At 43.2% G+C, this 13381-nt stretch carries 9 protein-coding genes; 4 read left to right on the forward strand and 5 right to left on the reverse strand.

The annotated features are described in order from the left end of the window. Positions 1-93 precede the first annotated feature (93 nt). Positions 94-2334 (reverse strand): malate synthase G, encoded by a 2241-nt coding sequence (locus ACVBIK_RS04230; RefSeq protein WP_447159191.1) that lies wholly within the window; start codon positions 2332-2334, stop codon positions 94-96. 279 nt (positions 2335-2613) lie between these two features. Next, on the reverse strand, positions 2614-3567 hold the full coding sequence (locus tag ACVBIK_RS04235; protein ID WP_447162781.1) for a LysR family transcriptional regulator: 954 nt from the start codon (positions 3565-3567) through the stop codon (positions 2614-2616). 110 nt (positions 3568-3677) lie between these two features. On the opposite strand from ACVBIK_RS04235, the gene ACVBIK_RS04240 reads away from it, so the two are divergent. Further along, complete coding sequence (locus ACVBIK_RS04240) at positions 3678-5261, forward strand: isocitrate lyase (RefSeq protein WP_447159189.1); 1584 nt, start codon at positions 3678-3680, stop codon at positions 5259-5261. A gap of 519 nt (positions 5262-5780) precedes the next feature. Continuing rightward, positions 5781-6362, forward strand: a complete 582-nt coding sequence (locus tag ACVBIK_RS04245; protein WP_447169170.1) for a prepilin-type N-terminal cleavage/methylation domain-containing protein — start codon at positions 5781-5783, stop codon at positions 6360-6362. An 81-nt stretch (positions 6363-6443) separates the two neighbouring features. On the opposite strand, the gene ACVBIK_RS04250 is transcribed toward ACVBIK_RS04245, so the two are convergent. Continuing rightward, the gene (locus tag ACVBIK_RS04250) at positions 6444-8513 is read right to left on the reverse strand and encodes a prolyl oligopeptidase family serine peptidase (protein WP_447169171.1); all 2070 of its coding nucleotides are present in this window, start codon (positions 8511-8513) and stop codon (positions 6444-6446) included. Between the two features lie 290 nt (positions 8514-8803). Beyond that, positions 8804-10330 (reverse strand): fumarate hydratase, encoded by a 1527-nt coding sequence (locus ACVBIK_RS04255; protein ID WP_447169172.1) that lies wholly within the window; start codon positions 10328-10330, stop codon positions 8804-8806. Between the two features lie 181 nt (positions 10331-10511). Between ACVBIK_RS04255 and pabB the strand changes: the two genes are divergently transcribed. Next, positions 10512-12101 carry an aminodeoxychorismate synthase component I gene (pabB, locus tag ACVBIK_RS04260; protein ID WP_447169173.1) on the forward strand — a complete coding sequence of 530 codons (1590 nt, stop codon included), beginning with the start codon at positions 10512-10514 and terminating at the stop codon, positions 12099-12101. A gap of 49 nt (positions 12102-12150) precedes the next feature. Next, positions 12151-12732, forward strand: coding sequence for a CoA pyrophosphatase (locus ACVBIK_RS04265; RefSeq protein ID WP_447162785.1), 582 nt, complete (start codon positions 12151-12153; stop codon positions 12730-12732). A gap of 192 nt (positions 12733-12924) precedes the next feature. Here the strand turns inward: ACVBIK_RS04265 and ACVBIK_RS04270 are convergent, their stop codons facing one another. After that, a complete protein-coding gene (locus tag ACVBIK_RS04270; protein WP_447159184.1) occupies positions 12925-13260 on the reverse strand; it encodes a hypothetical protein in 336 nt (111 codons plus the stop codon). Positions 13261-13381 lie beyond the last annotated feature (121 nt).

A 13381-nucleotide genomic window follows, 5' to 3' on the forward strand; every position in this document is an offset into this window, starting at 1 on the left:
AATCAGGATTGAGGGCTTTTTAGTTACAACTATTTATTAAGCTCACTTATAAAGTGGCCAACATCTGCTTAAATAGGTTAATTTTTTGCTGACTTATTTGCTACTTTTTAGAGCTAACTTAGCCTGCTTACGATAGGCATGCAGTAACGGCTCTGTGTATCCTGACGGCTGTTCAGTACCTTTAAATATTAGGTCACAAGCTGCTTTAAAGGCAATGCCATCAAAATTGGGTGCCATATTGATATACGCAAGATCATTAGCATTTTGCTTATCAACAACCAGCGCCATCTTTTTAAGCGATGCCATCACTTCTTCTTCAGTACACACGCCATGGTGTAGCCAGTTAGCAAGGTACTGTGATGAAATTCGTAAAGTAGCCCTATCTTCCATCAAACCTACATTATTGATATCAGGCACCTTTGAGCACCCCACTCCCTGATCAATCCAGCGCACAACATAACCTAGAATACCCTGGGCATTATTATCCAGTTCGAATTGCTTTTGCTCAGCACTTAATGCTGTGCCGGGAGCCATTAAGGGAATCGTTAACAAATCGTCTAGGCTCGCGCGCGAGCGTTGTTTTAACTGCTCTTGAACCTCGGCCACATTCACTTGATGGTAATGAGTTGAGTGCAATACCGCGCCATTTGGCGAGGGAACCCATGCAGTGTTCGCCCCCGCCTTTGGGTGACCTATTTTTTGATCTAACATCGCCGCCATTTCATCTGGCATTGGCCACATACCTTTGCCAATCTGCGACCGACCTTGCAAGCCACATTCAAGCCCAATATCAACATTCCAATCCTCATAGGCTGTGATCCAAGCTTGCTGCTTCATAACGGATTTAGCAACGAATGGCCCTGCCAGCATCGATGTGTGAATTTCATCGCCGGTTCTATCTAAAAAGCCTGTATTAATAAACACCACTCGCTCAGATGCTGCTCGTATGCATTCTTTAAGGTTGACAGTTGTTCGGCGCTCTTCGTCCATAATTCCCACTTTAATGGTATTACGAGAAAGCTTGAGTGCATCTTCTATTCGTGTAAATAGCTCACAGGTAAACTGCACCTCTTCTGGGCCGTGCATTTTGGGTTTAACGATATTTACCGATCCCTTACGGCTATTACTTCGCTGGTTGTTATTGCCTTGAAGATCGTGCATCGCTGCAAGTACTGTCACCATGCCGTCTAAAAAGCCTTCTGGCACTTCATCGCCGTTCTTATCTAACACAGCATCTATTGTCATAAGATGACCGACGTTACGAACAAACAACAGACTACGTCCAGGAAGTGTAAGGCGCTCACCGCTGGCGGAGGTATAAACTCTGTCATCATTTAATTGACGAACCATTTCACGGCCATTTTTATTCAGTGTAGCCGTAAGGTTACCTTGCATTAGACCTAGCCAATTACGGTATATTTCAACCTTATCCTCAGCATCAACGGCAGCGACTGAATCTTCACAGTCCATAATGGTCGTCACAGCGGCTTCGACTAAAAGATCTTTTACCCCTGCTAAATCAGTTTTTCCAACCTGATGGTTACTGTCTATTTGGATCTCGATATGCAGGCCATTATTCACAATGAGTACAGCCGTTGGCTTGTCTTCATTTCCTTGGAAACCCGCAAATCGTTCAGGGTTAGCAAGCCCTGTTTGCGTTCCATTCTCAAGCCTGGCTTGTAGACTGTTATTTTCAATAAAATATTGAGTCACAAGGCTATGGGAGCTAACGGCCAAAGGTGCAGCGTTATCTAAGTGGGCCTTAGCAAATGAAATGACCTTAGCGCCACGCACAGGATTATAGTCCTTTGATAGCTCAGCCCCTGCGGTCTGGGGAATGGCATCAGTGCCATAAAGTGCATCATATAAGCTTCCCCAACGAGCATTGGCCGCATTTAACGCAAAACGTGCATTTTTAACCGGCACAACTAACTGTGGTCCAGCTTGTTTTGCGATCTCATGATCTACATTTTCAGTACTAATTTTAAAAGGGCAGCCTTCTTCGACCAAATAACCAATGTCAAAGAGAAAGCTTTTATATTCAGCGAATATTTGTGCTGTATTGGGATTAGAGATCGTAGAGCTTGTTTGTTGAAGTGTGTCTGCATGCTCGTGATGACAGTGACCGCGATGCCATTCATCAATCTGTAACTGTAACTGCTCTCGCTTAGCCAATAATGCACGATTAATCGGGCCAAGATCATTGACGAGCTCTTCAAATTTATTCCAGAAGTTGGTTGAGTTGATCCCTGTTCCGGGGCAGATCTCTTTGTCTACGAGCTCCCAAAGTTCTTTCGCTACTTGTAGGCCGCCAACTTGAATACGTGCTGTCATAATTTGCCCTTTTTCTCTGATTTATCAGGCCATCTATCCCTGTATATGAGTTATTGTCAGTTCAATATGGCCAGTTCAATGCTTCCTTTATCCGTGTCTGCGGATTGTTATTCCTACTCAAAACCTTGTCAGGGCATTAAGAAACACGCTCTATGATTACTCACCCTATACTAGAACAGCTTAATTTATCTAATTTATCGTTTCTATTCTGACTATTCACCAAAGTTATTTAAAATGCACTTTTGGAGTAATAAAACATCAGTAAAGTACTTTAGTGTCTTAAAGCAAATTGCCTCGCCCAAAGCTGTCTGCCGTCTGTGTGATAAGTTTGCGCATCCACTTATGTGCAGGGTTGTGCTGTAATAAAGGACTCCAGGCCATAGTTAACGCTATAGGCTGAATAATAAAGGGCGGTGGCACGATGCAAACACGGTCATTATTCTCATGTTGCTTTGCCATTTTACTTGGTATGGTTGCGATCAAATCTTGTTGTTCTGCCAACAAACAGGCCGCTTGATAGTGACGAGTAAATACGGTGATCCTTCTCTGTACCCCTATCCGAGTTAATGCTTCATCAACCCAACCTAAGCGCTGCACATCACCGGGATCCATTCCTACACCAACCCCCATACCCGTTTTACTGACCCAGACATGATTAGCTTTTAAGTAACTGTCTAGCGAAAACTTTTCGAGTACTGGATTTGTTTTACTAATCAGGCAACTAAAGTCATCACTCCAGAGCACTTTTTGATGAAATGACTGAGGAATACTGTCAAACCGGTTAATCACCATATCGACTCGACCTTGTTCAACATCGGGAAAGCTGACGTCACTAGGAGTCATAATATCTAAGATAACATTTGGCGCTTCGGTTCGAAGCCGAGCAATAAGTGGCGGGATCAGTGTCGCTTCTGCGTAGTCACTTGCCATCACACGAAAGACTTGCTCACTTTCTGCAGCATTAAATTCAGCTCTAGGTTGAACTGCTTTTTCTAAGCCAATAATCAGCTCACTAATTGTCGGTTGTAACTCCTGTGCTCGCTCAGTTGGCGTCATGCCTTGGCTTGTACGTATGAGCAACGGATCATCAAATAGCGTTCGTAACCTTTTTAGTCCATTACTCATAGCTGGTTGGCTTATTCCTAGCTGATCCGCCGCCCTTGTAACATTTCGTTCACGTAGTAAAACATCCAAATAAACTAATAAATTCAAATCAATACGAGATATATTCATAAGGTAAATACCGAAAATAGAAACTATAAATTAGACTTATTTAAACAAATCTAACTAATATTTTCAACGTAATCAATCGCCGCTAATCATATTGTTAAAGGAATAGACACATGACAAATTACAGATCAAACATCGATGAAGCTGCTACCTTGATTAATGCTGAAGGTAGTACTTGGAACGCAATTAACCCTGAGTCTGTAGCCCGTATGCGTCTACAAAATCGTTTTCAAACTGGTTTAGATATTGCGAAGTACACAGCAAAAATAATGCGTGAAGACATGGAAAACTACGACAAGGACTCATCGCAGTACACTCAGTCGTTAGGTTGTTGGCACGGATTTATTGCTCAGCAGAAAATGATCTCTATTAAAAAACATCTACTGACGACAAAGCGTCGTTACCTTTACCTTTCTGGCTGGATGGTTGCAGCGCTTCGCAGCGAGTTTGGTCCATTGCCAGATCAGTCTATGCACGAAAAGACCTCTGTCGCTGCGTTAATTAAAGAGCTATACACTTTCCTTCGTCAAGCCGACGCTCGTGAACTAGGTGGCCTATTTCGTCAACTAGACGCCGCTAACGCAAGTGATAAAGCAGCAATTCAAGCTAAAATTGATAACTTTGAAACTCACGTTGTACCGATCATCGCCGATATTGATGCAGGTTTTGGTAACGAAGAAGCCACTTACCTGATGGCTAAGCAGATGATTGAGGCGGGTGCCTGCTGTATTCAGTTAGAAAACCAAGTATCAGACGTGAAGCAATGTGGCCACCAAGACGGCAAGGTAACCGTGCCTCATGTTGAATTTCTCGCTAAAATTAATGCCGTTCGTTACGCATTCCTTGAACTAGGTATCGATGATGGCGTGATCGTTGCTCGTACCGACTCTTTAGGTGCAGGTCTTACCCAGAAGATTGCCGTCACAAGTGAGGCTGGAGATTTAGGTGATAAGTACAACTCTTTCCTAGAAGTTGAAGCGGTTAATCCAGCTAATCTCGCCAACGGTGACGTTGTATTCCAGCAAAACGGTAAGCTTGTTAAGCCTGCACGTCTTCCTAACGGATTATTTAAATTCCGTGCAGGAACCGGTGAAGAGCGCTGTGTACTTGATTGTATTACCTCGCTACAAAATGGTGCCGATCTGCTATGGATTGAAACTGAGAAGCCTCATGTAGCTCAAATCGGTGCAATGGTTAATAAGATCCGCGAGACGGTGCCGAATGCAAAACTTGTTTATAACAACTCACCTTCGTTTAACTGGACGCTAAACTTCCGTCAGCAGGTATTCGATAGCATGAACGATGCAGGACAAGACGTATCAGCTTATGACCGTGACAAGCTAATGAGCGTTGATTACGACAATACTGAGCTTGCGGTACAAGCCGATGAGAAAATTCGTACCTTCCAGTCAGATGCTGCTCGCGAAGCGGGTATTTTCCATCACTTGATTACGCTACCGACTTACCATACTGCAGCGCTTTCAACTGACAACTTAGCCAAAGAGTACTTTGGTGACCAAGGAATGCTAGGTTATGTGGCGAACGTACAGCGTAAGGAGATCCGTCAAGGTATCGCCTGTGTTAGACACCAAAACATGGCCGGCTCTGATATGGGTGATGATCACAAAGAGTACTTCTCTGGCGACCAGGCACTGAAAGCATCGGGTAAAGATAACACCATGAACCAATTTAGCTAAGCTGTCATTATGGCAATCAGTTTTTGAAGTGGACTAGATTGCTAATATGAGCTAATTATGAAAGGCCTGCTGATAGCAGGCCTTTTTATTTTGACGCGATCCAAATCAAGGTTTTTGCTGTTATCAGGCACAACATCAGCAGTTCAATCAAAAATATAGAACCCTAATATCTTGTTATTTGATTAGTAATAGTTAAATATATGTGATAATTCTATTTGCCAATCAATTTATTTCACTCCTATTTATACTCAAGAATACGCTAGCAACATTCAGCACATACGGCGGCAAAAGAAAAACTAAAACACAGCTTGAACATATGTACAGTAACGGCATCCAGAACTGTGATGGCAACTCTTGTTAGCAGCTGACTCACATGCCTATCCACTCCAGTATTGCCAACTGAAAACGTGATCACATTAACACTTCAACGAACTTGTATCACAATGTATCGCTTGTAACTTGTTAGCCGCAGGTTTGATCGTTAACCTTGCGCGCTTTACATATATTGAGCTTTAAAAGATGCTTCAGACACGAAAATCCTGCCTTCCAGCAAAAGATTCTGGCTTTACCTTGATAGAGTTGGTGGTCGTCATCGTTATTATGGGGATTATCAGCGTTGTTGCTACCAGCAAATTTATCGATTTTAGCCGTGATGCTCAAGTTACACAGCTACAAGGTATTGCCGCAGAACTCAGTGCCCAAAATCAATTGGTTTACAGTAAAAGCACTATAGATAACATTGAACGACTTAAAGGCTGTAGTTACCAGTGTGGAGGCAATGAAAACTGGGACGTATTGGTGGGTGAATACTTTGTCGATGTTTCTGGGACTCGACTATATGTCAGTTTAGGTTATCCATTAGCCCCCTTATCCTCTAGCGACATCGTCAACCAAAACTATCGTATCGCCTTTGGCTTACCCGCATCAGAGTTTGTTTTCACCAGTTTACCGAGACACATATCGGCAACGGCTATTGTTCCAATAAAGTGGCAAGAAAAGCTCAGGGATATAACAGCTGGGAAGTTTGAATGCCATGTTGAATATAGCTCGCCAACCCTAATACGTGACTATAGCGTTCGAGTATATGATAAAGACTGCTAGAAACCGCTCTTAAGTTATTCTTTCAAACAAAAAGCCAGAATTAAATTCTGGCTTTTTGTTTATCAAAAATCAGCTAGAGGCTTACTTATTCTCTGTCCAGCGGTCCATCCAACCCAATACGTTGGCGTACCATTGCTCAAGGTTGTCAGGATTCAAAATCCAGTGGTTTTCATCAGGGTAAATTAATAGTTCTGATGGAATACCATTGCGCTGCATATAAGTGAAAGCAGCAAGACCTTGACCATACGGTACGCGGAAGTCTTTTTCACCGTGGATCACTAGCATTGGCGTCTTCCAGTTCTCGACATAGTTAACTGGGTTAAATTTCTCATACAGCTCTTTGTTCTTGTCATAAGTACCGCCAAACTCGAACTCAGGGAACCATAGCTCTTCGGTAACATAATACATAGAACGCATATCAAACAAACCAGCGTGGTTGACTAGACACTTAAAGCCGTCATTCCAGTTACCTTGGATCCAGTTCATCATGTAACCGCCATAAGAACCACCTAGCGCACAAGCGTTATCAGCATCTAACCATTTTTGCTGCTTAGTGACAGCTGCTAGGCCTTTTTGCAGATCTTCAAGCGGCTTGCCGCCCCAATCCTGAGTAATTGAATCGGTAAACGCTTGACCGTACCCCGTAGAACCATGGAAATCGATCATCACTACGCCATAACCAGCACCAGCCCATAACTGTGCATTCCAGCGACTGCTGAACGAGTTACCGAATGACCCTTGTGGACCACCGTGGACTAGGAAAGCGATAGGATATTTTTCACCCGCCTTGTAGTTTGAAGGCTTAATCCAGTAACCGTAAACCTCTTCGTTATTCCAGCCTTTAAAGCTAAATTGCTGGTATTCACCAAATTTAATCTCAGCGAGTTTGTCTTTATTGACATCTGTTAAACGATTAAGGTTTTGACCATCAAGGTTAATCGTATAAAGATCGCCTGGCTCTACGAGTGATTTATGACTAAAGATAATCTTGTCGTTATTCACGCCCACAATGCTGTTACTACCTTCATTGTAGATAGTTTTAACATCACCAAATTGGGTGTTCACTTCAAAGATTGATACCTGACCAAGATCTTGTGCGGTAACGTATAACGTCTTGTTGTCTTTACCAAATGCCAAAGAGCTTGGGCTACGATCCCAAAGTGGTGCAACTTCTTTTTCTTGGCCTGTTACCGTGTCGCGCAGCATGATGCGGTAACGGTCAGCTTCAAAACCCGGCTTTGTCATGGCGAAATACGCTAAATAACGACCATCAGCAGAATACGTAGGGTGTGCATCCCAGGCCTTATTCGCTTCAGTTAGGTTCTTAGCCTCACCACCAGCCACGCTCACTTGCCATAAATCGTAGTTAGTGATCCAAGCTTGATCTTTACCTGGTGCCTTTGCACTGTAAACCACGTGCTTACCATCAGGTGTAAATGTAACCTCTTCCATACCAGAGAACGGCTTCGGCGGTGTTTCAGTATCAAGGCCGGCAGTCACATCTACAGCTGTTGACACTTTCTCACCATTTACATTCTCACCATTTAACTGGGCCACAAACAGGTGGCTTCTTGAATGATCGCTCCACGTATCCCAGTGACGCACCATAAGCTGCTTATATTCACGCCCAGTAGTGTCACGCTCCGCTTCTGCTGTAAACTTATCTTTAGAACAAGCAAGATCCTTACACTCAGGGAACACACGCATGTTCACAACGGCTTGTTTGCCATCTTGCGATAATTTAAAGCCTTCAACATCGAGAGGAAAATCAGTTACCTGAACGGCTTCACCACCATCGAGTGCTAATTTATAGATCTGACTTGAACCATCACGTGCCGCTAAAAAGTAAATGCTGTTGTCATTTGGACCAAATGTAACGCTATGCTCGGTACCCGCTGCACTGGTTAACTGTTTTACTTGAGCAGTGGTAGAGCTTAAATCTTGCAGATAAAGGTCAGTCGTCGCCTCACCTTCTGCATCAATATTTTTCACGGCATAAACAATTTTAGTGCCGTCATTTGACAGTGCCGCCGAATGCAGCTTATTCATTTTAACTAAATCTTGAACGGTAAAAGGCGTAGGTGTTGCGGCTTGTGCGCTAAAAACCATGCCTGCAGACGCAAGCGCCATTATGATTGCAGTTTTTTTCATCATTATAATCTTATTTTTATAGTTAAAAGATGTAAGTGTTCAATTTGTGATTGATTTTGCCGACTAAAACTAGGCAGCATGTTTTGCTAGATGTTCGACACATTAGCCAAAATAAATGGCTTAAGCAATACGCCTAAGCCATTATTATTAAGGGGATATAAAAATTTACACTAGCATTATCACCACTAGAATAACCCGTCAGTAAACTATTAACCTGACTCAATTCGCTAGGTGGTTAACGAAACTTATGCCCTCTAGTTTGTCATCACGGACGAATGTTGAGTGTTAACTCAACATTCGCCTTCTAACTTGACCTTCCAGATAGCAGGCCCAGTTTCATGTGCATTTACGCCTTCAGAGTCAACAGCTACCGTTACAGGCATATCTTTAACGTCAAACTCATAAATCGCTTCCATACCTAAGTCTTCAAACGCCACAACACGCGCTTTCTTAATCGCCTTAGAAACAAGGTAAGCAGCGCCGCCTACAGCCATTAAGTAACATGATTTATGTTGTTTAATCGATTCAACGGTTGCAGAACCACGTTCAGCTTTACCAATCATGCCCATTAGGCCCGTTTTATCAAGCATCAGGTCAGTAAACTTATCCATACGTGTTGCAGTAGTTGGGCCAGCTGGACCCACAACTTCATCGCCAACAGGATCAACAGGGCCAACGTAATAAATAAACTTGCCTTTAAAATCGACGCCTTCTGGCAGACCTTCGCCGCTTTCAATTAAGCTTTGAATTCGTTTATGTGCCGCATCTCGACCGGTCAACATCTTACCGTTAAGCAATAAAGTATCACCGCTCTGCCACTGCTCCATTTCAGCTTGAGTGACAGTGTTTAAATCAACACGGCGTACACTCTCGCCCACTTCCCAGGTAATTTCAGGCCAATCAGCTAGTGACGGGGGAGTCAATTCAGCAGGACCTGTGCCATCTAAGTGGAAATGAACATGACGAGTTGCAGCGCAGTTTGGGATCATCACTACAGGTTTTGATGCCGCATGAGTTGGCGCAGATTTAATCTTAATATCGAGTACCGTCGTCACACCGCCAAGCCCTTGCGCGCCAATACCTAACTTGTTTGAGCGTTCAAAAATCTCTAAACGAAGTTTTTCATCTGTTGTTTCGGCGCCGCGCGCCTGTAGTTCATGAATATCAACAGGATCCATTAATGACTCTTTTGCCATAACCGCGGCTTTTTCTGCTGTACCACCGATACCGATACCCAGCATACCTGGTGGACACCAACCCGCTCCCATTGTTGGAAGGGTTTTCTCTACCCAAGCGGCAATATCATCAGACGGATTTAGCATCGCCATTTTGGACTTATTTTCAGAGCCACCGCCTTTGGCTGCAATGGCCACATCAACATGGTTACCAGGCACCATTTCAACGTGTACAACTGACGGTGTATTGTCTTTAGTGTTCTTACGGCCACCAGCAGGATCGGCAACAATTGATGCACGCAGCGGGTTATCAGGATTGGTATACGCGCGGCGTACGCCCTCATCAACCATTTCTTGAACAGTTAAGTCCGTTTTATCCCATTGCACACCCATACCGATTTTGACAAAACATGTCACAATACCGGTATCTTGGCAAAGCGGACGTTTACCTTCTGCAGACATACGAGAATTGATAAGAATTTGGGCGATTGCATCTTTAGCCGCTGCACTTTGCTCACGTTCGTAAGCATCGTTCATCGCATCGATAAAATCTTTTGGGTGATAATAAGAGATATATTGTAGGGCATCAGCAACGCTTTCAATGAGATCGGCTTGCTTGATTACAGGGACTTCTTTGCTCACAGACACTTCCTTTTTTATCAGACACTTATTTAATCGGCTGAAATCACATCAGCTTTTGTGATTTATGAATGACTCCAGTCACCATTAACGCTCACGTGTTTTGTTTTTATTACTTGTGTAAGCAATATGATACTCTTTCGCGACTTTGAGTTAAACATCACATTTTAGATAGGGTTAATAGATGAACACATTGGCGCAAAATGCAGTTTTTTCTAAGCGTCTTGATTGGAATTTAAGCACTACTGAATTATTTGAGTATTTTTCAGATTTACCTTGGGCTATTTTACTCGACTCCGCGAATGCCAATCACATTGATGCTAAATTCGATGTGATCTGCGCCGAGCCTGTAGCCACCATAGTAAACCATGGTCAATCAACTACTATTACTCGCTCAACGAACAGACAGCCGCTGTTTGCGTTTGATAAGCACCACGTAAGTGATGATACAAACCAGATAGCAATAAATCAGACAGCAATCAATGTAATGCAATCTGTATCGAGTCACGATCCTTTTGTGCTATTAAATGATTTATTAACAGAATACTATCCTACGCAAAAACGCAGCCCCTTCATCTTTAGTGGCGGGCTGATGGGCAGTTTTAGTTACGATCTTGCTCGGTGCATTGAAAACCTACCCGACATTGCGAAAAACGATACTTCGCTACCAGAGATGAATCTAGGGTGTTACGACTGGGCGCTGATTTTTGACTATAAAACCCAAAACTGGCAACTGGTTCATTATCAATCGCAACACGCTTTAGAAGCACTTGAACTGAGATTAAATCAGCTAATTGCAACCGGTTCATTAAATAAAGCCATTCAAAAGCATACAGGTCGTAAACTTAAAGGCCAGCAAGATAGCCCTATCATTAATGAGCCTTTTAAACTTAACGGCCAATGGTGTAATCAGCTTTCTGAACAGGCATATAAACAGAAATTCGCTCAGGTGCAGGCCTATCTACTTAGTGGCGATTGTTATCAAATTAACCTAACTCAACGTTTTAGTGCCTTGTATACGGGTAATGAATGGCAGGCTTATAAAGCATTGCGCGAGAGTAATAGTGCTCCCTTTTCAGCGTTTATTCGTTTAGAGAGCCACGCACTACTTTCCATCTCTCCAGAGCGTTTTATTCAGCACAAACAGGGTGAGGTTCAAACCAAGCCGATTAAAGGTACCTTGCCAAGAAGTGCTGATCCTCGCCGTGATAATGAGCTTGCCGCTCAACTACAGGCTTCAGAAAAAGATCGGGCTGAGAATGTAATGATTGTCGATCTTCTTCGTAATGACATTGGTAAAGTAGCAACCCCTGGCAGTGTTGCTGTACCTCACTTATTTGAGGTTGAAAGCTTTCCTGCAGTTCATCACCTTGTTAGCACCGTTACCGCGAGACTTAAACCCGAACTCAATCCTACCGATCTATTAAGGGCCTGTTTTCCTGGTGGTTCGATAACAGGTGCCCCAAAAATTAGAGCGATGTCTATTATTGAAGAGCTTGAACCCTCTAGGAGAAGTCTCTATTGTGGTTCTATAGGCTATATAAGCCAAGACGGTACTATGGATACCAGCATCACTATCCGCACTTTAGTTGCGCAAAGGGACAATGCCACGGCTCTGACTCCTCATAACGGGACTTATAACAGTGTTCAGGGAATAATGCATTGCTGGGCTGGAGGCGGTATCGTCGCTGATTCAGAGGTCGATGCTGAGTATCAGGAGAGTTTTGATAAAATCAGCCGTATATTGCCCGTTCTTGCTAACTTAAACCGTTAATAAGTCGGATATTAACACTCCGTTAAGGAGTCATCGTAAAGGACAAATTATGGATCTGGTGGAGTTTAGGCTCAGGTACACTCTTAATGCTTTACCAGATCTTGATTTAATAGAGTTAGATCACGACCTTCGTCAAGCCGCGGTACTAATCGCCTTGTATGAAGTCAATAATCGACTCGAGCTTATATTGACCCGTAGACCCACACACCTTCGCGCCCACCCAGGGCAGATTAGTTTTCCTGGCGGCAAAGTTGAGCAATCAGATGCAAGCTATCAAGCAACGGCATTACGAGAGGCCGAAGAGGAGATTGGTTTACTCAGCAACAATGTGGAGGTGATTGGTGCTCTCCCGCCCCATAAAACCTTTACGGGTTTTGAGATCACCCCCTTTGTCGGCATCGTTAAACAAACATTTACGCCTATTATTGATCCCGGGGAGGTTGATGAGTATTTCACTGTGCCGCTGACTTTTTTAATGCAGGCTTATAACCGCCATACACAAAGGTTTAGCCGTAAGGGTATTCTCTACCCTGTTCACTTTATTCCCTATAAGCAGCATTTTATTTGGGGAGCGACTGCTGCGATGATCGACCTCCTTTGTCGGCAACTTAGCACCAGAGCGGAACGTTAATTTTTATACAGAGGCTGCATCTATGCTTCAAAACCTAAGGCTCGCTACATTTATCTAGACTTCTCTAAGCTTCTCTACATGATAAACATTCTGAATCTTAAGCTCTTTATACCTAAAGCTTGCTAACATCTATAGCGCATTAAATCTAAATAGAACATAGCGACAACAGTTTAAAATGAAAGCCGTAACCTTCTACACGACAAAGCGAATGTATAAACCCGCCGCTAACGAGCACAAAAATAACAAAGGGATGTTTACCCACCAGCTAATATGGCTCTGACGTGAAATATACAAGTTAAACCCCATATTGATAAAACTCACTGCCGCACAGACCCAAATAATATGCTCAAGGAGCACCGTTTGTGTCGGGTCCCATTCAAATCGTACGGATGCACCATGACTTTGATAGTATCCAATTGCCGTATCAGGCCGAGCCTTATCAAAAATCATTAGTGCATAAATCGCCAATGACCAGCCGATAATCGATAGCGCCGACAGGATAAACTGAAACAATTTTGTTCTATTCATGCTTACTATCCTTAGTTTTTGTCATGATTGTCGTCAGAATAACAATTTAGGTACGAAGATACCCTACTTTCCACTTGAGAAAAGCGTTTATACAGGTAATATAAACCTCCAAATTATTTAC

This window comes from Shewanella sp. 125m-1, from assembly GCF_052977065.1.

Bases quoted from the DNA above. Each gene is read 5' to 3' on its own strand.
- ACVBIK_RS04230 (WP_447159191.1), bottom strand. From the start codon at position 2,334: ATGACAGCACGTATTCAAGTTGGCGGCCTACAAGTAGCGAAAGAACTT.
- ACVBIK_RS04235 (WP_447162781.1), bottom strand. From the start codon at position 3,567: ATGAATATATCTCGTATTGATTTGAATTTATTAGTTTATTTGGATGTT.
- ACVBIK_RS04240 (WP_447159189.1), top strand. From the start codon at position 3,678: ATGACAAATTACAGATCAAACATCGATGAAGCTGCTACCTTGATTAAT.
- ACVBIK_RS04245 (WP_447169170.1), top strand. From the start codon at position 5,781: ATGCTTCAGACACGAAAATCCTGCCTTCCAGCAAAAGATTCTGGCTTT.
- ACVBIK_RS04250 (WP_447169171.1), bottom strand. From the start codon at position 8,513: ATGAAAAAAACTGCAATCATAATGGCGCTTGCGTCTGCAGGCATGGTT.
- pabB (WP_447169173.1), top strand. From the start codon at position 10,512: ATGAACACATTGGCGCAAAATGCAGTTTTTTCTAAGCGTCTTGATTGG.
- ACVBIK_RS04265 (WP_447162785.1), top strand. From the start codon at position 12,151: ATGGATCTGGTGGAGTTTAGGCTCAGGTACACTCTTAATGCTTTACCA.
- ACVBIK_RS04270 (WP_447159184.1), bottom strand. From the start codon at position 13,260: ATGAATAGAACAAAATTGTTTCAGTTTATCCTGTCGGCGCTATCGATT.